The organism is Ornithinibacillus massiliensis, assembly GCF_018310345.1.
Taxonomy (GTDB): Bacteria; Bacillota; Bacilli; order Bacillales; family Amphibacillaceae; genus Ornithinibacillus; species Ornithinibacillus massiliensis.
On sequence record NZ_JAGXBY010000006.1, the window covers coordinates 215,307 to 239,773 of the forward strand.

The following is a 24,467-nucleotide window of genomic DNA, read 5'->3' on the forward strand; positions in this document are numbered from 1 at the left end:
AACCATCATGGATTAATTTGTTCGTAAGCTTTATGTTTTGACGAGACTTGTTCGTTTCGGTAATGTAAAAAGTAGAAATGTAAGGAGGAAGACTGATGAAATCGATTGAGCTTGATAAAGTCCAAGAAAAGCTTGAGAGCTTTGTTGGAAAAGATGTTTATATTCATTTAGAAACAACAAATGGCGCATACGCAAGTCATGTTAATGAGAAAGCATATAATGTTGGTGTTTATATTCGTAATACGAAGGTGCGTTTTAATCAAGCAAAAATTGTTGGTGATGGTAAATCCTATCGTGCTGGTTTGAAGATGGATATCGGTTGGATTTATGCAGAGGGACTGACAGAGTGGACTATGCACGAGGGTGAAAAACTGTTAATGGCAGGCCATGATCGTGAAGGCCGTCTAATGGTTGCATTACAAATTAGTGAAACACCGTTTCATTACTAAATGGTAGGAGAAAGAAGGTTTAACAAAATGGAAAAGCATAAACATGTTGTTGTTATCTATCCACATCCAGATGACGAATCATTCGGAGCAGCTGGGACGATAGTGAATTTTCGTGAACAAGGGGTACCAGTAACTTATCTTTGTGGAACCTTAGGTGAAATGGGACGAAATATGGGAAACCCAACTTTCGCTAACCGTGAAACCCTTCCTGAGATTAGAAAAAAAGAAATTACCGAAGCTTGCAAAGTTTTAGATATGGAATTACGTCTTCTTGGCTACCGGGATAAAACCTTAGAGTACGAGGAGCGTAATGAGGTAGCCCAGCACCTAAAAGGGATTTTAGAAGAAATAGAACCTACACTTGTCATTACCCATTACCCAGATCATGCAGTACACCCTGATCATAATGCACTAGGTGCTGCTGCTGTAGAAGCAGTTCGGTTAATGGATCCAGAAAAGCGTCCTACAGTTTGGGCTCAGGCCATTACAAGAACACATGTAGAAGACTTAGGGAAGCCAGGTGTTGTCAACGATGTACGCAATAATTTTGATAAAAAAATGGAAGCAATTCTCTGCCACCAATCCCAAGCAAGCGGAGTTATTCGCAGCTGGAATCAATCAGACGACTTGACAGACGATTTAAAAGAGCAAGCTAAAGAGCGTCTTGGCTTTGAATCCTTTTATATTTGGAAATATTAAAAGAATCCCCTGTACAAATGGTACAGGGGATTCTATGTTGGAAGGAAGGATACTTGAACAATACAGTAAGGCATGCCAGAGTGACGAGCACATGTACCTGAAGATCAGTAAGATGAGCCCAAATTAGGGTACATGCATCTGAAGTTCGGTAAGATGCACCCAAAACTAGAGCCCATGCGCCTAAACCTAGAGAACATGAGCCCAAGCCCGAGGGAGATGCGCCCAACCCCTCCACTCCAATTCCATTCATATTTCCGACTTCCATTAATAAACTATAAAAGAGGACAACTACTAGAAAGAGAAGCAATTTTTATATAGAATAGAATAATGGTGCGGATAGGAAGGGTGGTGGATGTTTTGTTTTTGAGAGGAATTTTATCTTTAGTTTTGAATGCTGTTGCTTTAATTGTGGTTGCGCAGTTATTTAATTCCTTCCATTTGGAGGGATTTGGTACTGCTTTGTTAGCAGCGTTAATTTTAGCAGTGCTTAATGTAGTGGTTAAGCCTATCTTAATCATTCTTACGTTACCATTTACAATTTTAACATTAGGGCTATTCTTGTTTGTTATTAATGCGTTGACATTGATGATTACACAAGGTGTGATGGGTGATTCTTTTGTTATCGATGGATTTGGTACAGCGCTATTAGCTGCTGTTATTCTTTCCATTATCAATTTATTGCTTAACAGAGTAGTAAAAGATACCTTAACTTCATAATAAATTATGTAAAGCATCGGAGTGATACCGATGTTTTTTCTTTGGGTTTCAACTATTGGGTGATACATCTTTTTTCCTTCCACATACGAAAATATGCTACAATTAGAAGCAGTTAGGACTTCTGATGGAGGAAAAGTAAATGACAACAATTGTACGTACAAAAGATTTGCTCGAAAACTTCAATTTAGAGTTAGTCGCTGGAGAAGAGGGTATACATAGAGAAATTACAACGAGTGATATTTCTCGTCCGGGCATTGAGATGACGGGATATTTTAAGTATTATCCGAAAGAAAGACTTCAATTAATTGGAAAAACAGAAATGACATATTTTCTTGATTTGAGTCAAGAAGAACAGCGGGACCGTATGGAGAAGATTTGTACTGATATTACCCCTGGTATTGTGGTTACAAGAGGGATGACTATTCCTCAGGTAATGATTGATGCAGCGAATAACTCCGGTGTTCCCATATTACATTCTCCGAGGAAGACAACTAGGGTTATCAGTAGATTAACGAACTTCTTAGAGGCAAAATTTGCACCGTTTACGGCGATTCATGGTGTGTTAGTGGATATTTATGGTGTAGGTGTTCTCATTACTGGCCAGAGTGGTGTTGGTAAAAGTGAAACTGCATTAGAGCTTGTGAAAAGGGGACATCGTCTCGTTGCAGATGATAGTGTCGAGATTCGCCAGGAGGATTATGATACGCTAATTGGTAACTCACCACCATTAATTGAGCATTTATTAGAAATCCGTGGTCTTGGGATTATTAATGTGATGACTTTATTTGGAGCAGGTGCCGTACGTAGTAATAAGAAAATATCATTGATAATTAACTTGGAAATTTGGGATCCGAAGAAGCAGTATGACAGATTAGGATTAGACGAAGAAAAGATGAAAATAATGGATGTAGAATTACCGAAAGCAACCATTCCCGTTCGCCCAGGACGTAACTTGGCGGTTATTATCGAAGTGGCAGCGATGAATTTTCGCTTAAAACGTATGGGTGTGAATGCGGCTGAAGAGTTTTCGGAACGATTATCTAAAATGATTGTACAAGAGAAGGAACAGGAGTGAGCGTATGAGTTGTGATGCACCATCTCTCGATCGCGTTTTCTTTCAATTAGGTTCTTTACCAATTTATTGGTATGGGGTCATTATTGCAACAGGGGCTTTTCTAGGTCTCTATATTGCTATGAAGGAAGCGGATCGGATTGGACTGAAGAAAGACTTATTTGTTGATTTAGTAGTTTTTGCAATACCGATTTCCATTCTATTTGCAAGGATCTATTATGTAATTTTCGAGTGGGAGCGTTATGTAGGGGAACCATGGTGGAAGATATTTGCAGTTCGGGATGGTGGAATTGCCATTCATGGAGCATTAATTGGTGCCGTATTAACAGCAATCGTTTTTGCTCGTGTGAAAAAAATTCCATTCTGGCAATTAGCAGATGTTGCAGCACCTAGCTTAATCTTAGGGCAAGCAATTGGTCGTTGGGGAAATTTCATGAACCAAGAGGCGCATGGCGGCCCAATAATGAGCCAAAATGTAATCGATACACATTATTCGCTACTACCTGATTTTATTATGGATCAAATGTGTATCGGTGGGACATATTATTACCCGACATTCCTATATGAATCGTTATGGAACATAGTAGTTCTTATTTTATTACTGTGGTTACGTCGACGAAACCCAATCCGCGGTACCGTATTCTTAACTTATTTAGCAGCATATTCTGTTGGTCGCTTCTTCATCGAAGGAATGCGTACAGATAGCTTGTACATTGTAGGTAACCTACGAACAGCACAGTTCCTTTCTGTGTTATTAATTGTTGGTGCGATTGTATTTATTATTTATCGCTATAAAACTGTTAAAGAGCGATATCAAGATGTTGAAACAAAGAAAAATCTAGGCAAGAAAAGGAATGCTAAGAAGAAGAAAAAATAACAGCTTTGGAGAGAGGGAAGCAGTAGATGTCGGGTATATTATTGCGAGGTCTTAAACAAGGCCTTCAGACAACCTGGACGCTAGGGAAGGTTATATTTCCGATAACCTTAATTATTACTATCTTGCAATTTACTCCTGTACTACCTTGGGTTATTGACAAAATTAGTCCTTTAATGGGCTTGGTTGGACTGTCAGGGGAAGCGGCAGTACCGATTGTACTAGGAAATGTCTTGAATTTGTATGCTGGTATCGCAGCCATAATTTCCTTTGACTTTACAGTGAAAGAAGTATTTATTATGGCGATTATGCTATCGTTCTCTCATAACCTTATCATTGAGTCTGCAGTTGCTTCCAAAGTAGGAATTAAATGGTGGATTATAGTTGGTGTTCGTATTGGGCTTGCGTTAGTTGCAGCGATAGTCATTAATTTAGTTTGGAATGGTGGCGGAGAAATAGCCCAGTACGGATTCATTTCGAAGGAACCGACCAACTTAACTGGTTGGACAGAGATAGGCTTACATGGTGTAACCACAGCGTTTATTGCTGTAGTGCAGCTAGCTATAATCGTTATACCTCTTATGATTATTATGCAATACTTGCGAGAAAAAGGATGGTTAACAAAGCTGTCCAATGGCTTTGCCCCAATTACAAAACTATTAGGAATGGAAAAAAATACATCCATGACCTTAGTAGCTGGATTGACGATTGGGCTTGCCTATGGTGCAGGACTAATGATTCAAGCAGTCAAGGAAGATGGTGTGTCCAAAAAAGATATGACACTAGCGTTAATTTTTCTGGTATCCTGCCATGCAGTAGTGGAGGACACGTTAATCTTCATTCCTTTAGGGATTCCTGTATGGCCGTTGTTAGTAATGAGGCTAGTGACGGCAATCGTGTTAACCATGACGATTGCATACTTTTGGAACCGATCGGACCAGCGTAAGAGAAAGGAAATCACCAATGAACATTCATACCATACTATTTGATTTAGACGGAACATTAATTGATACAAATGATCTAATTAATGAGTCTTTTTACCACACATTCAAACAATTTGGATTGGAATTTACCCATGAAGAGATTGTTAGCTTTAACGGACCACCACTTAAAGAAACATTTGAAAAGATTGATTTAGATAAAGCAGAGGCGATGATTACAACATACCGTGAACATAATCTGGCACATCATGATAGCTATGTAAAAGCTTTTCCCCATGTTAAGGAAACCTTAGAAGCGTTAAAAAAACATGGCTTACAGCTCGGAATTGTGACAACAAAGATGCGGAAAACGGCAATAAGAGGAATGAAATTGACAGGAATTTATGACTATTTTAATACGATTATTGCCTTAGATGATATCACTCATGCTAAGCCACACCCAGAGCCAGTCCTACGAGCGATGGAGAATCTTAATGCAGAAGCAAATACGACATTAATGGTAGGAGACAATACCCATGATATCGAGTCAGGTCAGCATGCAGGAGTATTTACTGCTGGGGTAGCCTGGTCATTAAAGGGAGAAGAAGTATTAAATCAATGTAAGCCAACCTATATGTTACAGGATATGAAGGATTTATTAGAAATCATTGGGGTGTAAGAAATGAGAAATACAGAGCGCCATTCTGTTAAAGAGAATAATTCCCTTTGGCAAATATATAAAACCGTATCCTTTTGGAAGGTTGTTAAAAATTTTATCGTCATTCAAGTTGCTAGATATACACCTTTTTTACGCATGAAAAATTGGTTGTACCGTGTCTTTTTACGCATGAAAGTTGGTAAGAATACCGCTTTTGCGCTCATGGTAATGCCAGATATCATGTTCCCGGAGAAGATTACGGTTGGCAACAATTCCGTTATTGGCTATAATACAACAATCTTAGCTCATGAGTATTTAATTAAAGAATATCGCCTTGGTGAAGTGCGGATTGGCGATGAAGTAATGATAGGAGCCAATAGTACCATTCTTCCTGGTGTTACAATTGGCGATGGCGCGATTGTTTCAGCGGGTACATTAGTACATAAGGATGTACCTGCAGGTGCTTTTGTTGGTGGTAATCCGATGAAGCTTATTTATACAAAAGAAGAGATGGAGAAGCGCCAGCAAGCACCTCTCCCAGATGACAGTCAATAAGAAAACCTCAAACATCTAAAGACAAACTTTAAAGATGTTTGAGGTTTTTCACTTTTTCTTTGTTTTTTCTATTCGTCATTCTAAACGTAACAGACGAACTAATAGTATGAACTAGTAATACAATTTATAAGGAGGAACCGGTAATGGGGAAATTTTCAAGCGTGCATCGAAACGAAATTATGGAAGAAATGAAAAGAAAAGAACTAGATTTACTGGTTATAGGTGGCGGGATTACAGGTTCCGGTATTGCTTTAGACGCAGTTACACGAGGACTAAAGACGGCGGTATTAGAAATGCAAGACTTTGCTGCAGGTACTTCCAGTCGCTCGACAAAGCTAGTACATGGAGGATTACGGTATTTAAAGCAATTTGAAATAAGGATGGTTACAGAAGTAGGGAAAGAGCGTGCTATCGTCTATGAAAATGGTCCACATGTTACAACTCCTGAATGGATGCTTCTGCCCTTTCATGAGGGGGGAACGTTTGGGCCCTTTACAACGAATATCGGTCTTAGAGTTTACGATTATTTAGCAGGCGTAAAACGGGGCGAACGAAGAAAGATGCTATCACCGAAAAAGGCCTTACAGCTGGAACCATTGCTTAAAAAGGATGGGTTAAAAGGAGCGGGTTACTATGTGGAATATAAGACAGATGATGCGCGATTAACAATAGAAGTTATCAAGAAGGCTGTAGAAGAAGGTGCCCATGCTATTAATTACGTAAAAGTTATTTCTTTTATTTATGATGATCATGGCAAGGTTATCGGTGTAAAGGCTGAGGATCAAACAAATGGTGAAATCCATATTATTTATGCAAAGAAGGTTATAAATGCATGCGGTCCATGGGTAGACAAATTGCGTGAGCTAGATGGTTCTAAGCATGGCAAGCATCTTCATTTAACGAAAGGGGTCCATCTTGTGTTTTCACAAGAGAGGTTTCCATTACAACAGGCTGTGTATTTTGATACGCTGGACGGAAGGATGGTATTTGCTATACCTCGTGATGGTAAAACATATGTTGGAACAACCGATACAACATATAAAGGAGAAATAGCCCATCCAACTATGACGAAAGAAGACCGTGAATATATTGGGTGCGATAAATTATATGTTTCCTTCCCTTCGTGTTAAGGAGGAGGATGTAGAATCAAGTTGGGCTGGTATACGACCTTTAATTGCGGAAGATGGAAAAAAGCCTGGGGAAATTTCACGTAGGGATGAAACTATTATTTCTAAATCAGGGTTAATTTCGATGGCTGGCGGAAAATTGACCGGTTATTGGAAAATGGCTGAGCAAGCAGTAGATACCGTTGTAAGTCAATTAAAAGACGAGCTTGGAATCATCTATTCGGAGTCTGAAACAAAAACATTACCTATTTCTGGTGGAGAGGTAAATGGGTCTAAAGGCTTCCAAAATTTTATGAAGGGTAAAGTAAAGCAAGGTGTAAAGCTAGGTATTGAGGAAAAAGTAGCAAGAAAATTAGTGAAGAGATATGGGGCAAATGTGGATAAGGTCTTTAACTTATATGAAACAAGGAAACAAGAGGCAGTCGAAGAAGGAATCGATGCGGTCGTTTTTGCCGAGCTTTGTTATGGATTAGAATATGAACTAGTCTATAAACCTACTGACTTCTTTATTAGAAGAACAGGTGCATTGTTTTTTGATATAGATTGGGTAAGAGTGCATAAAGAAAACGTGATGCTCTATATGAGGAAGCAGCTGAATTGGAAGGCTGAACGGAAAATCAACTTTGTTCACGAGTTAGAGCGGCTATTGAAAGAAGCGGTTGAGCCTGAAGAATAGTACCTCTGGATAAGGACCTAAATATGAGATGGTAGAAGGGCGTATAGTATAGATAACCTTTCGTTCTATAGGCAGAAACTAACTATGTTATTCCACAAATAATTATGGTATACTTTCAACGATATGTGAAAAAATAGGGGGATATGCATGCAACCAGTAGAAAAAAAGAATAAATTAGCTCAGACTAACAATGTTATCCCTTTTATCCCTACAGGTGATTTTTACTTTGCGAAAGGTGTAGAATCATTTCGCAAGCGAAAGTTTGACATTGCATTAAAGTGGCTCACCAAGGCGGTAGATGCTGCACCAGATAACCCTTTATACCAATGTCAAATGTCAATCATCTATACGGAAACCGGCTCTTTTCATAAAGCAAATCAAATTCTAACGAATGTATTACAGTCTACAGGAGATCAATATGTAGATTGTTATTATTTACTTGCCAATAATTATGCCCATTTGGGACTTTTAAATGATGCGAAAAAATTTGCAGTGTCTTATCTTGATAAAGAACCAGATGGTGATTTTAGCGAGGATGCGAAAGCATTATTGCAATTAATTGAAATTGATGATGATTTTGATGAAGATGAGTGGGAGCTTGATGAAGAGGATGAACTCCTCGTATATCAAGAAACCGTTTTTCATCATTTAGAAAATAATGAGTGGGATAAAGCTTTAGCTTTGTTAGAGGAAATGATATTACTATTTCCAGATCATAAGATAGCACATCATGAATATACGTTTGCACTATTCTTTTCCGGTAGAAGAGAAGAAGCAATTGAAAAAGAACTAGAATTATTTAAGGAAGACTCAAATAGCTTATATAGCCATACGAACTTAGCTGTATTTTACTATGAGACAGGCTATATGGAGGAATATGAAAAGCATATACGTGCATTACTAAATATATATCCAATGCATGAACAACAAAAATTACGTATTGCAGTGACCTTAGCTCGAACAGGATTATATAATGAAGCATTTACACGTTTCCGAATGCTTGATAAAGCAGTGGTGAAAAGTCACATTTCCTATTATCGTTGGTATAGTATGACCATCTATCATTTAGGCGAACCTTCTAAAGCGCTAAGTATATGGGAGGAAGGTTGTAGAAGGCATCAACGATTATCGCCACAGGAAGTGCCATGGGAATCTTGAGCATTTAATTAGACGAGGAAAGGTAAATCTTATACCCTTTATATAGACCAAGAATAGAAACAGAAAGGGGCGTTATTAATGTCCGAAGAAAAAATATATGATTTAATTATTGCTGGTGCAGGACCTGCTGGTATGACTGCAGCTCTTTATGCATCTCGTGCTAACTTGGATACCTTAATGATTGAACGTGGTATTCCAGGGGGACAAATGGCTAACACGGAAGACGTAGAGAACTATCCTGGATATGATCATATTTTAGGACCAGACCTATCCAATAAAATGTTTGAACATGCGAAAAAATTCGGTGCAGAATATGCATACGGTGATATAAAAAGTGTCGATGACCAAGGTGATTTCAAAATTATCCATGCTGGTTCTAAACAATACAAAACGAAAGCCCTAATTATTGCAACGGGTGCCCAATATAAAAAACTTGGTATCCCAGGTGAGGAAGAATTAGGTGGTCGTGGTGTATCTTACTGTGCCGTTTGTGATGGTGCGTTCTTTAAAGAAAGAGAATTGATTGTTGTTGGTGGTGGAGACTCTGCTGTTGAAGAAGGGGTTTACCTAACTAAATTTGCAAGCAAGGTAACCATTATTCACCGTCGTGAGGAATTACGTGCACAAAAGATTCTTCAACAACGTGCATTTGACAATGAAAAAGTAGACTTCATTTGGAATACAACAGTAGAAAAAATCAATGGTCCTGATGGAAAAGTGAGCAGTGTTACGTTGAAGGATGTTCATACAGGTGAAGAATATGAAAAGCCTGCGGATGGTGTTTTCGTATATATCGGTATGGTACCGTTAAGTGAACCATTTAAATCTCTTGGTATTACGAATGAGGAAGGGTATATCGTAACAAATGATAATATGGAAACGTCAATACCTGGAATCTATGCTGCTGGTGATATTCGCGACAAAAAACTTAGACAAATTGTAACCGCAACTGGTGATGGTTCAATTGCCGCACAAGCAGCACAAGCATATATCGAAGAATTAGAAGAGAAAATTAAAGCGAAAAAATAGGATGTATTTTGAAAGTAAAAGCATCTTAACGTGTCTGTAACACGGACGAAACATTTATGGGGTACAATAAGAATAACTAATTGACCCCCTTTTTAATAGATAGATTAGTTTTGGCGCAGATGTTTATCATCTGCGCATTTTTTTTATTTCGTAGGATAATTGGCGGATGGCATATAAAAAAAGGAAAAATAATCATATTCTTGTAGCATTAAATTGATTACATGTATAATAGATATAGTAGTATACAATTTAACTACATTCGAGATGTAGATATATAAAAATCTAAGCGAACGGTATGAGGTGATACAAGTGACAAATGTTGAACAGGAGACAAAGATGGTTATTATAACTGGAATGTCTGGTGCCGGTAAAACCGTCGCTATTCAGAGCTTTGAAGATTTAGGCTATTACTGTGTAGACAATCTCCCACCGGCCTTACTACCAAAATTTCTTGAATTAATGCGGGATTCAACCAACAATATTCATAAAGTTGCCCTAGTAATGGACCTTCGTGGCCGAGAATTTTTCGATTCCTTATTCGAAGCACTCGACCTGCTAAGTGATGAAGAGTGGTTAGATGAACATATTTTGTTCCTTGATGCAAAAGATCAGCAGCTAGTTACACGATATAAAGAAACTCGACGCTCCCATCCTTTAGCATTTGGTGATTTACCATTAAAAGGTATTGAGCAAGAACGTCAAATTCTTGACGAGATGCGAGGTCGCGCACATCGTGTGATTGATACATCTAATTTAAAGCCACGACAATTACGGGAGAAAATCCTTAATTACTATGCTGAAGAAAAACAGGAAATTTTTTCTGTCAATATGGTATCCTTTGGCTTTAAATATGGAATTCCAATTGACGCTGATCTAGTGTTTGATGTGCGTTTTCTTCCAAATCCACATTATGTCGCCCACTTACAGCCTTTAACAGGATTAAATCAGGATGTATCCTCCTATGTGTTCAAATGGTCGGAAACACAGAAATTCCAGGAAAAAGTGTTGGATTTATTACAATTCATGCTTCCACAGTATAAGAAGGAAGGTAAATCTCAGCTTGTTGTAGGTATTGGGTGTACAGGTGGCCAACATCGATCTGTAGCACTAGCAGAGTATTTCGCAAAGAAATTAGCAGCTAACTATATTACACATGTCACACATCGAGACATTGAGAAGAGAAAGGGCCATTAAATAATGACAGAACAGAAGCTACCACGGATTGTGGTAATTGGCGGAGGAACTGGGATGCCAGTTCTTTTGCGTGGTCTAAAAAGCCTCCCTATAAAATTAACTGCATTAGTTACGGTTGCCGATGATGGTGGAAGTACCGGAAGAATTAGAAATGATATGGCAATTCCTGCACCTGGTGATATTCGCAATGTTATCGCAGCAATGTCGGAAGTGGAGCCAATGTTAATTCAGCTTTTTCAGCATCGATTTGTGAATGGAAATGATTTATCTGGCCACTCTATGGGGAATCTCCTATTAGCTGCGATGACATCCATTACCGGGGATTTTTATACTGGAATAAAAGAGATTTCTAGAGTGTTAAATGTGAAGGGGAAAATCTACCCGATTTCCAATGAAAACATTAAACTTTGTGCCGAGATGAAAGATGGAACCATTGTGGAAGGGGAATCTAATATCCCTACATCTGGTAAACAAATTAAGCGAGTGTTCCTAAATCCGGAAGATGTAACACCACTTCCAAATGCAATTAAAGCAATTGAAACTGCTGATTTAATCGTCATTTCACCAGGGAGTTTATATACTAGTATCATGCCCAATTTAATTATTCCGCATATAGGTGAGGCATTACAGCATGCAAAGGCTAAAATCGTTTATGTCTGTAATGTGATGACTCAATATGGCGAGACGACAGGTTTCTCAGCAAGTGATCATGTACAAGCCATTACCGATCATGTTGGCAAGCATGTCATTGATGCGGTCGTAGTAAATAGAAAGCAGATTGATCCAAAGATTCGTAATGTCTATGCTGGAGAAAAGGCAGAGCCAGTAGAATATGATATTGAACGATTATTGGATATGGGCTTAGAGATAATAGATGGCGATATCATTGATTATTCCAAAGGTACGATTCGTCACGATACAAAAAAAATTGCTACCCTATTGTATTCATTAATAAAAAAATAAGGTAAAGGAGGGAGTAGAATGTCCTTTGCTTCTGAAATTAAAAAAGAACTAACTGCTACAGAGATTGAGGATTGTTGTTCTTATGCAGAGCTAGCGGCACTTATTCGGATGAACGGTACAGTGTCCTTGTCCAACTTTAGGTACACATTAGATGTGCAAACAGAAAATGCAGCAATTGCTAGACGTATCTACACATTAATAAAAGCTAGCTTCTCACCGATACCGGTAGAGCTTTTAGTACGTAAGAAGATGAAACTTAAGAAGAATAATGTGTACATTGTTCGTCTAAAGGAAGACGTCCATGAAATGCTTACAGAATTAGGCATTATGAAGGATTCTTATACATTTGTACGAGACATATCGCCCCAATACTTAGAAAAAGATTGCTGTAAGAGAGCCTATTTACGAGGGGCATTTCTAGCAGGGGGATCGATTAATAATCCAGAGACCTCTTCTTACCATCTAGAAATTTCCAACACGAGCGAAGAGCATAATGATGCCTTATGTGAATTACTAAATTCTTTTGGCTTACGTGCAAGGGTGCTGGAGCGTAAAAAGGGATTTATTGTTTATATGAAGGAAGCGGAAAAGATTACCGAGTTCTTAAGTATTATTGGAGCAAACAACGCCCTATTTAAGTTTGAGGATGTACGTATTGTAAGAGATATGCGTAACTCAGTAAATCGACTAGTTAACTGTGAAACGGCTAATTTAAATAAAACGATTGGTGCTGCTTTCAGGCAAATTGAGAATATTAAATTGATCGAGAGAACGGTAGGACTAGAAGCATTACCTGAAAAGCTACGCGAGGTGGCGTTGTTACGGGTTCAACATGAGGACGTATCCTTAAAAGAATTAGGGGAATTAGTCTCTAGTGGTAAAATTTCAAAGTCAGGTATTAATCACCGACTTAAGAAAATAGATGAATTTGCAGAAAAAATCAAACAAGGCGAAATTTTGTCTTAACTTAATTGTCATTTTGGATATTCATGATATAATAAAATATCATGAATATTTTTTTAATTATACATCATGTTGTTTGCGCTTACTTTGGGGGGAGGGTGAGATATATGGTGGAGAGAGTTGTTACAGTTGAGCTTGAGTCGGGGTTACAGGCTAGACCTGCTGCACAATTTGTGCAAGAAGCAAATCGCTATTCCGCGCATTTATTTTTGGAAAAAGAGGGCAAACGAGTAAATGCAAAGAGTATCATGGGGCTAATGAGTTTAGCGATTACAACTGGTGAATCGATTAAATTAATAGCAGATGGATCAGATGAGGAAGTAGCATTGGATCATTTGGTATCTTTTGTTAGCAAGAAATAAATTCCTTTACGTATTTAAGTATGTGAAATAGATAACATTATAGACAGCAAAAAGAGAGGGTGAATACCCTCTCTTATTACTTTCCTATTCTGGTTTACGCTCTAACACTTTATCAATTAAACCATATTCCACAGCACCTGCAGCTGTCATGAAGTTATCACGCTCTGTATCACGGTTAATTACTTCAATTGGCTGACCAGTACGCTCAGATAGAATTTTGTTTAAGTTTTCTCTCATTTGAATGATGCGTTTTGCATGAATTTCAATGTCAGTAGCTTGACCTTGTGTACCACCTAGTGGTTGGTGAATCATTACTTCACTATTAGGTAAAGCATATCGCTTACCTTTTGCACCAGCTGCTAATAGGAAAGCACCCATAGATGCAGCCATTCCAGTACAAATAGTAGATACATCAGATTTAATAAATTGCATGGTATCATAGATTGCCATACCAGCAGTGATGGATCCACCTGGTGAGTTAATGTATAGGGAAATATCTTTTCCAGGATCTTCAGCTTCTAAGAATAATAATTGAGCAACGATAGAGTTTGCTACATTATCATCAATTGCACTTCCTAACATGATGATTCTGTCTTTTAATAAACGGGAATAAATATCATATGCGCGTTCACCACGATTTGTTTGTTCAATAACTGTAGGTATTAAGTTCATTGGAATTCCTCCTTTAATCTTTTCCTATGGATATATCCAATCTTTGGATAATTTTATCATATAACAATGGTCAATTAAGGTCAAACAAAAACGTTCGACTAATATTTCATCTTGTTCATATTGTCAAAAGCACATTTTCCATCATGCCCGTCAGATGAACGAATTAAACCATTTTCAACTAAAAATACTTGTTAATTAAGTCTACAGACGTTATAATAGCCTATGTGTTCGATTTTTTGATTAACTAAATTCTTATGCGCCCATAGCTCAGCTGGATAGAGCACTGGTTTCCGGTACCAGGTTTGCCGGGGGTTCGAATCCCTCTGGGCGCGTCTTAGAAAAAATAAAAGCAAGGGATAGAGGGCGACTCTTCCCTTGCTTTTTAGTTTGCCAGGCATCCGCGTATTCTCTAGGGTTTCAGTTCCTAATCTCGGACTTAGTAGTAATGCTTGTATCCTTTCAACTATCGATTCCTGTATATCTTAGTATGGTACCAATCTTTATGACTAAGCTAATATTTTGTAGGTATATCATCCAGTACAATTATTTTATCATTCCGAATAACATAACTGTATACTATATCATTATTGTCTTTTAAAATAATGAATCCTCCATATTTTTTTCCATAACTTCCTTTCCAATTGTAGTTTCCTTTAACCATTAGTATACCAGGGTTTTGATATCCTTTTTCTTCTTTTAAATACTCTACTGCAATTTCCTCTGATTCTATAATTTTTTTAGGATTTCCATAGATAAAAGCACTATAAGTACTATATAAAGTTCCTATCGCTAGAATTACTAGGGTTATCACAAAGGTTATTTTGACATATTTTGACATTTTCTCACGGCCTTTAAGTATATGCATAATGTATATGAGGTGTTCATTTTTTCAATTTGGGGTGAGGAGAGAATATGAATAACACTATCAATAATTACTCAGTTAATAAGATAGCTTACTTAATTATCTATTTCACCCTGTAAAATAATCGAGTCAAATAGCCAAAAAATGATTGCAGCTGATCCACTAATAACATAGTACGAAGTCATAATAAATGGGTTACCAACATCATCCATTAAAAAGAATACAATAGCAGAGGCTACCAGTGCGCCTACAACATAGACTAGCAAGTATGGGATATAAAACTTTTTAGGTTTCAAGCTAAGCATAATCTGGATCGTAGAAGCAAAAAGTAAGTAAAAGAGGAAGTAAATTATAGTATACATAACTGTATAACCAAAAACAAAACTATGAAAAGTTAAAACAACTGTCAGTATACCTAGAGTCACTGCTGACAGAAGAGAACAGAGAATCGAGAAGGAGATAACTAAATCCAGATCAAGGTCCTTTAATTTTTTCATACCTTCACACCCTATCTCTATTATTCTATAACTATTATATAGGAACCAATACATATTTTAAATAGATGAAATTATTAGGTAAGGTATGAAGGTAAGTATATAAATAACAAACAATAAGGTGGATACTTTTGTGTATCTTGATTCAAACAGATTACGTAAACCATGATTAATAATCCCCAAAATGAAAACGCAAAAGCATAAGCCTAAAGCACTTATAGACACAATAAATAATAGTTGTTCCATTAGATAACCCGCCTTTCTAACTAATTGTTAATCTAATCTTAGCAAGAGGCAGTTCGTATACAAAATCGAATTATATAACAAATAATGATATGGTGTGACAGTATTGTCACACCATATCATTCAGTTTTAACTAACCCTACCTGGTTTCCGGTACCAGGTTTGCCGGGAGTTCGAATCCCTTTTAATCGCGTCAAAAAAGCAATGGATTAAGTATTTCTTATCCCCCCTTGCCCTTTTTGAGAAAAATAAAGTTTGCAAACCTCTTCTTAACTACATACCCAAACATAAGTCATTCCCATCAAAATTCAATTTACTCTGATACATTTCTAGTCTTCTAAGTGCAAAATCAAATTCAACATTAAAAATGCTTATAATATCCGTTACAGTAGGTGTGTGTATTTTTTCCAACATAAAGGTTGGAACGCAAAAGTGATAAGCAAAATGGTTCGCTTGCCATTCTTGAAGGTCCTTAAAGGATTTTTTCATGGTCAGCTGGTTACCGAAATGCCTTAAATAATGACAGATTTCATGCCCGAATAATTGCCATTGTTTTTGTTTAGTATCATATTGAAGAATAATGTTATTACCATATCTATAGGTAGAAGAACTGTAATAAAGATTAATCCCAAGTTTATTGGCTATTTCTTCTATATCTAATTGTTCAGGACGGCTAATGGATAAATTATGATATAAGTTGAAAACATAATCTTCTAAATGTGTATACATTTCATTCCCCCTATGTTGAATAATACGAATATATGTTCTGTTTTATAGTAAAAGATTAGGCGTGCAAGTTGCACCCCTTTAAAAGTCCATGTATGAAATTAACTTTATTCTTTTTAGTAAGTGATATTTTTCAAAAATATGATTCTAATGCGAACTAATCTTCTTTATTTCTTACTTAATTTAAATTTTATAAATTCATATACCTCTTCTAATTGTTCTGGTGTCATGTTGGCAAGGTCATTAAACATCAAATCCGCTTCATGGAATTCGCTAGTAATCTTATCGATGATTTTAACCTTCTGAAGCTCTTCAGGATCCGGATTGGAATAAAGCAAATCGGAACTACTGATTTTTTTCTCAGGTGCAAACCCAGCCATTATGAAGAGGTCATCCAAATTTAGGTCTAGCTTCTCAGCCAATACTCGCAAGGTGGGTTTAGAAGGATTGTGTTCTCCACGTTCAATTTTACTTAAATGGGAGAAACTAATACCTGTCTTTTCGGACAGAGCACGTAAAGACATTCTGTTATGTTCTTTACGATAATTCCTCAAAAACTCTCCAATTTTATTATTATCTACCATACTTATCACCACTGGTTCCTCGACTTATTTGTAATTGTATCGTAAAGCAACACAAAAATAAAGAAAAATCTATTTTGTGTTGACATTTAACACGAAATAGATTATCTTAGTGTCAAGTCGCAACACGTAAAGACACTACTACATTTCTAAAAGGAGGTCATACTATGCCAATTTATAATAGGCTTCTACAGCTTTCAATAAGGAAAATCGTGTCAGAATACAAAGTGGGGGGAGTACATTCTTAACAGTAAGTCGATGCAAAATAATTAGCAAATCTCTAATTATCAATGGAGAGTATTTTTATAAAAGTTATGTGTCGAAAAACAACACAAGTAGATGCCATCTATTAACAATAGTACACATACTATGAATGTTTGATAGACCTTATAAACTAGTAAGAATAGTAGACTTAGCTGAAATGCATTGCATCTTAATTGAAACCACAGGATTCAAGAACAACCAAAAAATAGTAATAGGATAGTTTGTGAGAAGTATAGATAGAGGAGTGAGGTAGATGGCTAGATTTAGAATGGTGCATACGGAGTTCTGGGATGATCCTAAAGTGGTAGAGGAAATGACACCTGAGGATAAGTACTTTTTTCTATATCTCTTAACAAACGCAAACACGACACAAATTGGTATATATCAGATTACCAAAAAACAAATGGCATTTGATACTGGCTATTCTTTAGAAAGTATAAACGCACTGTTAGATAGATTCATCAACCATCATGAAATTGTTGTTTATAACCCGAAAACAAGAGAAATAGCATTAAGAAATTGGGGTAAATATAACTTCAATAGAGGTGGTAAACCAGTTATCGATTGTGTCAAATCAGAATTGAATCAAGTAAAGGACAAGTCCTTAATATCCTTAGTTGCAGAACGAATCGAAAAGCAAGAAATTAAAAAAATTTACGATTCGTTCTACGATGCGTCAACGATAAGTGGACAAGAAGAAGAAAATCAAGAAAAAGAAGAACAAGAAAAAGATGTAGAAAAAAAGTCAGCAACTACTTCAAATACTATTGCCTTTTATCAAGATAATTTTGGACACATAAGTCCACATATTGCAGAAGAAATCCTAAGTTGGGTAAAAAAACTTGGAAACGAAATGGTAATCGAAGCTTTAAGTAGATCCTTAAATAGAAATAAGCCTAACTGGGGCTATGCCAAAAGTATCTTATTATCATGGGTAAAAAAGAATATTACGAATATCAATCAGGCTCAGGCTGAAGAAATAATGTATCTGAAACAGGTACATAGCGAAGTTGTACCTGATTGGTTCAAAGAACGTAAGGGGAACGCTAATCATTTTTCTAAAGAACTGGAATCCAGTCGAGAGGAAGTTGCAGCTTTGCTAGCCCATTATAGGAAAAGTGCGGGGAGTAGCTAAATCAATTTTAAAGGAGGAATCGATATGAAAGAAATTTCAATTATGATTTTATTACTAACCATTATGGTTTATGCCATTATGGTAATAATTTATCTCAACCTTTACAACAAGGCTAAAAAGAGAATTAAGCTGCTGGAAAGGGAGAACAGAATTTTATTATGGAAGAACAGGAGGAGATAATATGAGATTAAAAGATATTCCTATTAAGAGAGGTGTATTAACCATGGACATCAGTGAAAGTCAGAGCCCATTTGTAGTTGTCTATAGTCAAGGAAAGGCTAGAATTACTTATTTACCTGAACATGGTGAGACAAAGGTTGTTACACATCAAGGGAAGGTAAAGCGAATTAAGTTTGATGAAGGGGAAGAATTTTGAATAAAACAAGCTGAAAAATAGATTCTTTGAATCTTGCTAGAGTTAAAAACGGCGAATAAATCGTTCTACCAGTAAGCTGGAGGACACTGAATATTAGCTACGGCTAATGTTTAGTGGCCTCTTTTTTGTTTAAATTCATATGAAGAGTTTGGAGGAGATTAGATGGGTGAAAAAACAAAGGATAATTGGGCGGATAAGTTAATTTTAGAGTATGAACAAAGCAAGCAAGAGCTATACAAAATGAAAAACAATCTAGGAGATTCATTGCTCGATCAGTTAGATAAGACACAGATAAATAGCATGATTGAAACGGTTCAAGAAGCAATTGATTGGATGTCTACCGGTCGAGAGCCAAATAAAATACGAGGAATTGATAAAAAGGCAGCTTATCAACGAATGGCAATAGAGGATATGGACATGTTTCCATCACTGGAGATAATTCCTCAAGAACGGAAATTAGATGAGAAGGAAAAAAGTACGGTTCTCAATATACTAGCAGAGATGACACCGAGACAGAGGCAATGTTTTCTATTGCACACTGTCTATGCGCAATCATTCGCGGAAATAGCTGAGGAATTAAATATTGGAAGAAGTACAGTCCAAAAGCATATTGAACGTGCGAAGAGTAAGATTTGTCGTGCAAATGTCGTATGAAGTTCTTAATAAGTGAAGGGAGCTTTTTCAAATGGAGCTCTTGGATTAAATAGACTATACACAAAGTATATTGAATGTGCGAAGAGCAAGAATTGTCGTGCAAATGTCGTATGAAGTTCCTAATAAGTGAAAGGAGCTTTTTCAAATGAAGCTCTTGGATTAAATAGACTATACACGCTTTATATATTTTATCTGAGCGATTAACAAAGTCTCCTAAGCTTATTGGAGCCTTCAATACGGTGGAATAGGAATAGTGTGGAGTGTGTATATAGGGTAGGAGGGATTGAATGATTTAAGGGAGTTAGGAAAGGAAATATGAATTTACTAGGCTAATCTGAGCCAAGTAATTCATGCAACCAAGTAATGTCAACATGATTCCTGAAATCTAAGCAGGAAATCAATTACTTTACGTTATGATTGAAGTAAAAATGTATACAAATCTAGGAGGTAATTAAATGGATCCAAAACGTGCAATGTTAGAAGGGAAGAATAAGATTCTTCTTTTTCGTAAATTAAGTGAGGCAAATTCAGAAGCAGCAAAATTATCATTTCAAACTAGTCATACGTTTGATTTTTCGCGAGATGCAGAAGCAATTATGACAAAGGATGGAACGATTAGGAAGTTAAGTGAGTTAGAAAGCGAAGTAACAGGAATTGAAGCGATTCAGGCTAAAGACGATCCTGTAGCAACTATGCTTTTGGAAGCGGTACTTGAAGGGGACAAAATGGAACTGTGGGAAGTTACCGTTGATGAGGACCTAAAGAACGAGGATGGAAAGTATCCCGCTATCTATTGTCAGGGTTACATGACGAGTTGGAGTTCGGAAAATGGTGCAGAAGATGAAGCAACTTATTCAGGCGATTTTGCAATTGAACTAACACCTCAGTTTGGCTTTGCTACACTTACGGAAGAACAGCAACAAGCTGTTCAATATGCATTCCAAGATACAACTCCAGAAGGGGATCAACAGTAAGAGGAAGCATTAGAAAAATGATATTTTTACAAGCACAAAAAGTAGCTGCTGAATGGCAATAGCAATTTAAAATATAGGATTATAAGAGTGGGCGTATAGCCTTCTCTTATAATTACAAAAGAGGAGAACTAGCCGTGAACTTTAAAATTAATAATAAAGACGTAAAATTAAAATTTGGATTAAAGTTTTGTAGATCATTAGATGAAGTATATAAAGTAGATTATCAAGGTCTAGAATTTGGAATGGGAGTAAACTTTGCCTATATGAATTTAGAGCAACGTAATCCGGTTGCTATAGCGGAGATAATTAAAGCGGCATCTGCTCATGTTGGTTTTTCATCAGATGAAATCGATGAAGCGGTCGAACATTATGCTGAAGAAAACGATGGATTAGAGAAGCTTTTTACCAATTTAATTCATGAAATGGGAAAGTCTCAGGTAGTAGCGTCAACAATCAAGCATTTTCAGGAAAACGCAAAAGTCACGAAGTAAACAGAAATCGATCATTAAGAACGTATGAGCAAATAATAATCAATTGTTTTCGCTATTTAGGTTGTCAATCTCTTTATGAGATTGAGATTATGTCAATTTACGAATATCAAATGAGAATGAAAGCTTTTAATCTAGGGAGAATTGATAAAGAGTATGTTATGCACCAACAGGCATGGTTAAATCATCAGGTAACACTTACAAAGGAACAAGGTAAAAAACAAGTCCCGATCTATAAACGATTCGAGGACTTTTTTGATTACAAAAAACGTATTAAAGAAGTAGAACACGACGAAAAACGTGAAATCACTCCACAAATACGGAAAATGGCACAAATCGCTGCCGTGGTTAATGGTGGAAGGAGGTAGATTGGTATTGCTGAACAATATAGCTTTGAAGCTTTTATAAAAGCAACGGGTATAGATAAAGTTGCCAAAGGTATTGATGACACAACAAATAATATAGAAGGTATGCTTTCCAAGGTAAAGAGCGCGGCATTAACTGTTAATAATGCATTCTCTGCCTTGAATATAGAGATTAATCCAGAAAGTGTTGCTGTCTTGACAGGGATTTATAAATCAATAAGTGATACAGTATCAGTTATTGATAGTTCAATCGATACATTTAATAAATTTCCAGACGCATTAAGTAATTTTATTAATTTGAGTAAAGGGTTAATGAACCCTATGGGTATAATCATTGGATTACTAATAGGGCTAGTATCAGTGTTTGTCTATCTGTGGAGAACAAATGATAGTTTTAGGGACGCAGTGATTAATGCCTTCAATAATATTAAAGACGTAGTTATGCCTATTGTCCAATTAGTCGGCGATTTTATTATGCAAATATGGGGCTATGTAGTCGAATGGTGGAGCGAAAATGGCGAAAAACTACTTTCTGTTGCTTCAAGTGTATGGAATACCATTTCAGAAGTTGTGACGCTTGTAATTCAAGAGGTTGTGAACTCGGTGAAGGAAATTTGGAGTGCCCTCGTAGCTTTTTGGGATGAGCATGGAGAAATGATACTTGAAGTAGCACAACGTGTATGGAATAAAATTTGGGATGTCATTAGTTTTGTTTCAGAGGTTATCTGGAGTGTAATTGAAGGGGTTATAACTAATATCTTCAATATAATGCAAGATATTTGGCCTTCCATACAAGGGATTATTATTACAGTTTGGGAAGTAATTCAAGGAGTAATAAGCGGGGCTACTGATTTTATCGTGGGAATAATACAGTTCTTTAGTGCTCTATTTAGTGGTAATTGGTCTGGTTTATGGGATGCAGTGAAACAGGTTCTTAGTGGAGCTTTAACTATTATAAAGTCCCTGATAAGTGGTGCATTTAATCTTATCAAGGGCATTATTTCAACCATTCTAAATACCGTAAAAAGCATAGTTACAACTGTGTGGAATAGTATTAAAGAAGCTATATCAAATATTTTAAATAGAGTAATTGATACAGTGACTGGTGCATTTACCTCGGTTAAAGATGCTGTAACAGAGGGAATTGGGAAAGCTCTAGATATTGTATTTAACATTGGTGATAAGTTCCTAGAAGCTGGTAAAAATATTGTTACGTCCATTGCAGATGGTATTATGGGCGCAATTAGTTTTGTAACTGATGCAATTGGTAATGTAACACAAAAAATCCGTAACTTTTTACCATTTAGTCCAGCGAAAGAGGGCGCTTTGAGGGACATTATGAAAATACAAATTCCACAATCGATTGCGAAATCCATTGATAATGGAAAACGGGTTGCTGTTAGAGCTATGTCGGATTTGACGACTGCTATCAATGATGAAATGCCTATTACGGATATTGGTGGGGTTGTGGCTGGAATTAATCATCAAGCCAATGGACAATTAAATCACACGATTAACAGTGAAATATTTGTATCTAAACAACCGGCATATATTAATCTTGCAATCGGTGGAAATGACTTCGAGGGATTTGTTGATGACATTACTTCCGTTCAAGATCGAAAAACAAAAGTTAAGAAACTATTTTTATAGGAGGTGCTTTATGTATAAATTTGTAGATACAGTTGCAGGAAGTGGTACAGAAAGCACTTCCATGTCAATTGAGACAGTATTTAATTCATTTAATCTCGATCAATTACTTACTGACAAGGATGGTAGTTTCATAACTCTGACAGTTAGTGGTAGAAGTAATATAGATCAGAAAATTAATACTGTAGCTGTTCCTGGAATGGATGGATTAATAGAGCAAGATGGAGCGAATTTAGAAGCTCGTGAGATAACTGTCATGTATAAAATAACGGATCGTACCAATGAGGGATTAAGGAAAAGATTGGACCAGTTAAATTCACTATTAGAGGGCTCCAAAAAGGAATTGTCATTTACTGATGAGGATGCTCTGTTTTATGCAACCATGCAGTCAAATCAATTACCAGAAGAAGATTCTAACACGTTAAATGGTACGATTATTTTTCTTTGTTCGGATCCTTTAAAATACGGACCTGAACAAACAGAGAATTTTGAATCAGAAGTACACACAGTGACTAATGATGGCACAGTAGAAGCAGCGCCAATTGTTGAATTTATAGTAAGAGAACCAATCACATTTGCGTTGATTCAAAACAACAGCGACGCGAATAAAATAGGGGATCAAGTTTACCCAAAATATACCATGCTTGGGAGACCAGTAGATGTAGAGAGCCAAACTCCTTATTTAAAGTATGAGAGAATTTTCTATTCTAACGGTGACAGTTTAGTAGGATTTGTAAATGCTTCTAATAGTGATATTGACGGTGGAATTGTTGCTGGAGATATCATAACTAGGAATAGTAGGTTTGTAGCAGATTCTTACGGTGAAGGTTCTAGTTGGCATGGTCCAGCTATTAAACACTCGTTATCTGAGCCATTAAGAGATTTTCGAATGAAAGCATTTTTAGGATTTTTTAATAGTAAGGCAGGGCAGGTCGGACGTGTTGAAATTTATCTTAAGGATGTACTTGGTCGTGATGTCTGCAAAGTTGCTTTAAAAGATACTTCTACTGGGAGAGCTAACACCCGGGCAGAGTTTAGATCTGGTGGATTAACTGACGGTAAATATATTATAAGTGAACATGGTGATAATGTTGGCACTTGGAATAACTTTTCTGGTCAAGTCCATATTGAAAGAGAAGGGAACAAGTGGTATTGCTATTTAGCGAAAGTTGACACATCTACAGGTCGACACCATGCAAGACGTACTGTGGAGTGGGAAGATAGTGAAAACAAATATACGAATCAAGTAGCTCAAGTAGTCATTCATATAGGTGCTGTAGGAAACCACTTGATACTAGGATCCAATACTGGCTTATCCTCTATTAGTATCGATAAAATCAACCAGAAAACAAATGGCGTTCCATTTATTGCAGGCGAGGGTGATATTATCACTCTCGACAGTTTAACCGGTGACGCTTTTATTAATGGAGAACCACGTAATGATTTACTTGATTTTGGCTCCGACTTTATCAGTCTTGTAAAAGGTGAGAATCAGTTGGTGGTACATCCTAACAGCTTTGATACACTACTGAGATATAGAAAACGGTATAGATAAGAAGGGAGGATGAGC

28 protein-coding genes, 1 tRNA gene and 1 pseudogene are annotated in these 24,467 nt (G+C 36.7%); 25 read left to right on the forward strand and 5 right to left on the reverse strand.

Annotation, left to right across the window (positions count from 1 at the left end; all coding sequences use genetic code 11):
* The first annotated feature begins 95 nt into the window (after positions 1-95).
* From KGF86_RS16350 to KGF86_RS16420, 15 genes and pseudogenes are all read left to right on the forward strand, one after another.
* On the forward strand, positions 96-449 hold the full coding sequence (locus KGF86_RS16350) for a YojF family protein (RefSeq protein WP_186870585.1): 354 nt from the start codon (positions 96-98) through the stop codon (positions 447-449).
* Positions 450-476: 27 nt separating this feature from the next.
* The gene (gene bshB2, locus KGF86_RS16355) at positions 477-1,148 is read left to right on the forward strand and encodes a bacillithiol biosynthesis deacetylase BshB2 (RefSeq protein WP_211742459.1); all 672 of its coding nucleotides are present in this window, start codon (positions 477-479) and stop codon (positions 1,146-1,148) included.
* 357 nt (positions 1,149-1,505) lie between these two features.
* On the forward strand, positions 1,506-1,865 hold the full coding sequence (locus KGF86_RS16360) for a phage holin family protein (protein WP_211742460.1): 360 nt from the start codon (positions 1,506-1,508) through the stop codon (positions 1,863-1,865).
* A gap of 139 nt (positions 1,866-2,004) precedes the next feature.
* Entirely contained in the window at positions 2,005-2,940 is a 936-nt protein-coding gene (gene hprK, locus KGF86_RS16365; protein WP_186870582.1) for an HPr(Ser) kinase/phosphatase, read from the forward strand.
* 4 nt (positions 2,941-2,944) lie between these two features.
* Positions 2,945-3,814, forward strand: coding sequence for a prolipoprotein diacylglyceryl transferase (gene lgt, locus KGF86_RS16370; RefSeq protein WP_211742461.1), 870 nt, complete (start codon positions 2,945-2,947; stop codon positions 3,812-3,814).
* A gap of 26 nt (positions 3,815-3,840) precedes the next feature.
* Positions 3,841-4,800 (forward strand): nucleoside recognition domain-containing protein, encoded by a 960-nt coding sequence (locus KGF86_RS16375; protein WP_186870580.1) that lies wholly within the window; start codon positions 3,841-3,843, stop codon positions 4,798-4,800.
* Positions 4,775-5,410: a pyrophosphatase PpaX gene (ppaX, locus tag KGF86_RS16380; RefSeq protein WP_211742462.1), complete on the forward strand. Its 636-nt coding sequence runs from the start codon at positions 4,775-4,777 to the stop codon at positions 5,408-5,410. The genes KGF86_RS16375 and ppaX overlap by 26 nt, the downstream gene beginning before the upstream one ends.
* 3 nt (positions 5,411-5,413) lie before the next feature.
* Positions 5,414-5,944 carry an acyltransferase gene (locus KGF86_RS16385; protein ID WP_186870578.1) on the forward strand — a complete coding sequence of 177 codons (531 nt, stop codon included), beginning with the start codon at positions 5,414-5,416 and terminating at the stop codon, positions 5,942-5,944.
* A 143-nt stretch (positions 5,945-6,087) separates the two neighbouring features.
* A pseudogene (locus KGF86_RS16390) lies at positions 6,088-7,747 on the forward strand (glycerol-3-phosphate dehydrogenase/oxidase).
* Positions 7,748-7,894: 147 nt separating this feature from the next.
* A complete protein-coding gene (locus tag KGF86_RS16395) occupies positions 7,895-8,905 on the forward strand; it encodes a tetratricopeptide repeat protein (protein WP_186870576.1) in 1,011 nt (336 codons plus the stop codon).
* 78 nt (positions 8,906-8,983) lie between these two features.
* Positions 8,984-9,934 carry a thioredoxin-disulfide reductase gene (gene trxB, locus KGF86_RS16400; protein WP_211742463.1) on the forward strand — a complete coding sequence of 317 codons (951 nt, stop codon included), beginning with the start codon at positions 8,984-8,986 and terminating at the stop codon, positions 9,932-9,934.
* 336 nt (positions 9,935-10,270) lie between these two features.
* A complete protein-coding gene (rapZ, locus tag KGF86_RS16405) occupies positions 10,271-11,128 on the forward strand; it encodes an RNase adapter RapZ (protein ID WP_186870653.1) in 858 nt (285 codons plus the stop codon).
* 3 nt (positions 11,129-11,131) lie between these two features.
* On the forward strand, positions 11,132-12,091 hold the full coding sequence (locus KGF86_RS16410; protein WP_186870574.1) for a gluconeogenesis factor YvcK family protein: 960 nt from the start codon (positions 11,132-11,134) through the stop codon (positions 12,089-12,091).
* 18 nt (positions 12,092-12,109) lie between these two features.
* The gene (gene whiA / locus KGF86_RS16415) at positions 12,110-13,057 is read left to right on the forward strand and encodes a DNA-binding protein WhiA (RefSeq protein ID WP_186870573.1); all 948 of its coding nucleotides are present in this window, start codon (positions 12,110-12,112) and stop codon (positions 13,055-13,057) included.
* 104 nt (positions 13,058-13,161) lie between these two features.
* The gene (locus tag KGF86_RS16420; protein ID WP_186870572.1) at positions 13,162-13,416 is read left to right on the forward strand and encodes an HPr family phosphocarrier protein; all 255 of its coding nucleotides are present in this window, start codon (positions 13,162-13,164) and stop codon (positions 13,414-13,416) included.
* 84 nt (positions 13,417-13,500) lie between these two features.
* Here the strand turns inward: KGF86_RS16420 and clpP are convergent, their stop codons facing one another.
* Positions 13,501-14,088 carry an ATP-dependent Clp endopeptidase proteolytic subunit ClpP gene (gene clpP / locus KGF86_RS16425; RefSeq protein ID WP_186870571.1) on the reverse strand — a complete coding sequence of 196 codons (588 nt, stop codon included), beginning with the start codon at positions 14,086-14,088 and terminating at the stop codon, positions 13,501-13,503.
* 256 nt (positions 14,089-14,344) lie between these two features.
* Between clpP and KGF86_RS16430 the strand changes: the two genes are divergently transcribed.
* A tRNA-Arg gene (locus KGF86_RS16430) sits at positions 14,345-14,420 on the forward strand.
* 179 nt (positions 14,421-14,599) lie between these two features.
* Here the strand turns inward: KGF86_RS16430 and KGF86_RS16435 are convergent.
* The 4 genes from KGF86_RS16435 to KGF86_RS16450 all read right to left on the reverse strand — a co-directional run bounded on the left by KGF86_RS16435 (position 14,600) and on the right by KGF86_RS16450 (position 16,997).
* Complete coding sequence (locus tag KGF86_RS16435) at positions 14,600-14,926, reverse strand: hypothetical protein (protein ID WP_211742464.1); 327 nt, start codon at positions 14,924-14,926, stop codon at positions 14,600-14,602.
* A 119-nt stretch (positions 14,927-15,045) separates the two neighbouring features.
* Entirely contained in the window at positions 15,046-15,447 is a 402-nt protein-coding gene (locus KGF86_RS16440; protein WP_211742465.1) for a UPF0715 family protein, read from the reverse strand.
* A 513-nt stretch (positions 15,448-15,960) separates the two neighbouring features.
* Positions 15,961-16,416, reverse strand: coding sequence for an ImmA/IrrE family metallo-endopeptidase (locus tag KGF86_RS16445; RefSeq protein WP_186870568.1), 456 nt, complete (start codon positions 16,414-16,416; stop codon positions 15,961-15,963).
* Positions 16,417-16,580: 164 nt separating this feature from the next.
* A complete protein-coding gene (locus KGF86_RS16450; protein WP_211742466.1) occupies positions 16,581-16,997 on the reverse strand; it encodes a helix-turn-helix domain-containing protein in 417 nt (138 codons plus the stop codon).
* A gap of 514 nt (positions 16,998-17,511) precedes the next feature.
* Between KGF86_RS16450 and KGF86_RS16455 the strand changes: the two genes are divergently transcribed.
* The 9 genes from KGF86_RS16455 to KGF86_RS16495 all read left to right on the forward strand — a co-directional run bounded on the left by KGF86_RS16455 (position 17,512) and on the right by KGF86_RS16495 (position 24,452).
* Positions 17,512-18,393 carry a DnaD domain-containing protein gene (locus KGF86_RS16455; RefSeq protein ID WP_211742467.1) on the forward strand — a complete coding sequence of 294 codons (882 nt, stop codon included), beginning with the start codon at positions 17,512-17,514 and terminating at the stop codon, positions 18,391-18,393.
* 24 nt (positions 18,394-18,417) lie between these two features.
* Positions 18,418-18,573 carry a hypothetical protein gene (locus tag KGF86_RS16460; RefSeq protein WP_186870565.1) on the forward strand — a complete coding sequence of 52 codons (156 nt, stop codon included), beginning with the start codon at positions 18,418-18,420 and terminating at the stop codon, positions 18,571-18,573.
* 1 nt (position 18,574) lies between these two features.
* Complete coding sequence (locus KGF86_RS16465; RefSeq protein WP_186870564.1) at positions 18,575-18,769, forward strand: XtrA/YqaO family protein; 195 nt, start codon at positions 18,575-18,577, stop codon at positions 18,767-18,769.
* Between the two features lie 162 nt (positions 18,770-18,931).
* Positions 18,932-19,423 carry a sigma-70 family RNA polymerase sigma factor gene (locus tag KGF86_RS16470; RefSeq protein WP_186870563.1) on the forward strand — a complete coding sequence of 164 codons (492 nt, stop codon included), beginning with the start codon at positions 18,932-18,934 and terminating at the stop codon, positions 19,421-19,423.
* Positions 19,424-19,878: 455 nt separating this feature from the next.
* The gene (locus tag KGF86_RS16475) at positions 19,879-20,397 is read left to right on the forward strand and encodes a phage major tail protein, TP901-1 family (protein WP_186870562.1); all 519 of its coding nucleotides are present in this window, start codon (positions 19,879-19,881) and stop codon (positions 20,395-20,397) included.
* A 134-nt stretch (positions 20,398-20,531) separates the two neighbouring features.
* Positions 20,532-20,888, forward strand: coding sequence for a tail assembly chaperone (locus KGF86_RS16480; protein WP_186870561.1), 357 nt, complete (start codon positions 20,532-20,534; stop codon positions 20,886-20,888).
* An 89-nt stretch (positions 20,889-20,977) separates the two neighbouring features.
* Entirely contained in the window at positions 20,978-21,253 is a 276-nt protein-coding gene (locus KGF86_RS16485) for a hypothetical protein (RefSeq protein WP_246521641.1), read from the forward strand.
* A 102-nt stretch (positions 21,254-21,355) separates the two neighbouring features.
* Positions 21,356-22,900 carry a phage tail protein gene (locus tag KGF86_RS16490; protein WP_211742468.1) on the forward strand — a complete coding sequence of 515 codons (1,545 nt, stop codon included), beginning with the start codon at positions 21,356-21,358 and terminating at the stop codon, positions 22,898-22,900.
* A gap of 10 nt (positions 22,901-22,910) precedes the next feature.
* Positions 22,911-24,452, forward strand: coding sequence for a distal tail protein Dit (locus KGF86_RS16495; RefSeq protein WP_211742469.1), 1,542 nt, complete (start codon positions 22,911-22,913; stop codon positions 24,450-24,452).
* Positions 24,453-24,467 lie beyond the last annotated feature (15 nt).

Bases quoted from the DNA above. Each gene is read 5' to 3' on its own strand.
- KGF86_RS16465 (WP_186870564.1), top strand. From the start codon at position 18,575: ATGAGATTAAAAGATATTCCTATTAAGAGAGGTGTATTAACCATGGAC.
- lgt (WP_211742461.1), top strand. From the start codon at position 2,945: ATGAGTTGTGATGCACCATCTCTCGATCGCGTTTTCTTTCAATTAGGT.
- KGF86_RS16455 (WP_211742467.1), top strand. From the start codon at position 17,512: ATGGCTAGATTTAGAATGGTGCATACGGAGTTCTGGGATGATCCTAAA.
- clpP (WP_186870571.1), bottom strand. From the start codon at position 14,088: ATGAACTTAATACCTACAGTTATTGAACAAACAAATCGTGGTGAACGC.
- KGF86_RS16485 (WP_246521641.1), top strand. From the start codon at position 20,978: ATGTCAATTTACGAATATCAAATGAGAATGAAAGCTTTTAATCTAGGG.
- KGF86_RS16460 (WP_186870565.1), top strand. From the start codon at position 18,418: ATGAAAGAAATTTCAATTATGATTTTATTACTAACCATTATGGTTTAT.
- KGF86_RS16350 (WP_186870585.1), top strand. From the start codon at position 96: ATGAAATCGATTGAGCTTGATAAAGTCCAAGAAAAGCTTGAGAGCTTT.
- ppaX (WP_211742462.1), top strand. From the start codon at position 4,775: ATGAACATTCATACCATACTATTTGATTTAGACGGAACATTAATTGAT.
- KGF86_RS16395 (WP_186870576.1), top strand. From the start codon at position 7,895: ATGCAACCAGTAGAAAAAAAGAATAAATTAGCTCAGACTAACAATGTT.
- KGF86_RS16475 (WP_186870562.1), top strand. From the start codon at position 19,879: ATGGATCCAAAACGTGCAATGTTAGAAGGGAAGAATAAGATTCTTCTT.
- whiA (WP_186870573.1), top strand. From the start codon at position 12,110: ATGTCCTTTGCTTCTGAAATTAAAAAAGAACTAACTGCTACAGAGATT.
- KGF86_RS16470 (WP_186870563.1), top strand. From the start codon at position 18,932: ATGGGTGAAAAAACAAAGGATAATTGGGCGGATAAGTTAATTTTAGAG.
- KGF86_RS16490 (WP_211742468.1), top strand. From the start codon at position 21,356: ATGCTTTCCAAGGTAAAGAGCGCGGCATTAACTGTTAATAATGCATTC.
- rapZ (WP_186870653.1), top strand. From the start codon at position 10,271: ATGGTTATTATAACTGGAATGTCTGGTGCCGGTAAAACCGTCGCTATT.
- KGF86_RS16410 (WP_186870574.1), top strand. From the start codon at position 11,132: ATGACAGAACAGAAGCTACCACGGATTGTGGTAATTGGCGGAGGAACT.
- KGF86_RS16435 (WP_211742464.1), bottom strand. From the start codon at position 14,926: ATGTCAAAATATGTCAAAATAACCTTTGTGATAACCCTAGTAATTCTA.
- KGF86_RS16495 (WP_211742469.1), top strand. From the start codon at position 22,911: ATGTATAAATTTGTAGATACAGTTGCAGGAAGTGGTACAGAAAGCACT.
- KGF86_RS16445 (WP_186870568.1), bottom strand. From the start codon at position 16,416: ATGTATACACATTTAGAAGATTATGTTTTCAACTTATATCATAATTTA.
- KGF86_RS16440 (WP_211742465.1), bottom strand. From the start codon at position 15,447: ATGAAAAAATTAAAGGACCTTGATCTGGATTTAGTTATCTCCTTCTCG.
- bshB2 (WP_211742459.1), top strand. From the start codon at position 477: ATGGAAAAGCATAAACATGTTGTTGTTATCTATCCACATCCAGATGAC.
- KGF86_RS16385 (WP_186870578.1), top strand. From the start codon at position 5,414: ATGAGAAATACAGAGCGCCATTCTGTTAAAGAGAATAATTCCCTTTGG.
- KGF86_RS16420 (WP_186870572.1), top strand. From the start codon at position 13,162: ATGGTGGAGAGAGTTGTTACAGTTGAGCTTGAGTCGGGGTTACAGGCT.
- KGF86_RS16450 (WP_211742466.1), bottom strand. From the start codon at position 16,997: ATGGTAGATAATAATAAAATTGGAGAGTTTTTGAGGAATTATCGTAAA.
- trxB (WP_211742463.1), top strand. From the start codon at position 8,984: ATGTCCGAAGAAAAAATATATGATTTAATTATTGCTGGTGCAGGACCT.
- hprK (WP_186870582.1), top strand. From the start codon at position 2,005: ATGACAACAATTGTACGTACAAAAGATTTGCTCGAAAACTTCAATTTA.
- KGF86_RS16375 (WP_186870580.1), top strand. From the start codon at position 3,841: ATGTCGGGTATATTATTGCGAGGTCTTAAACAAGGCCTTCAGACAACC.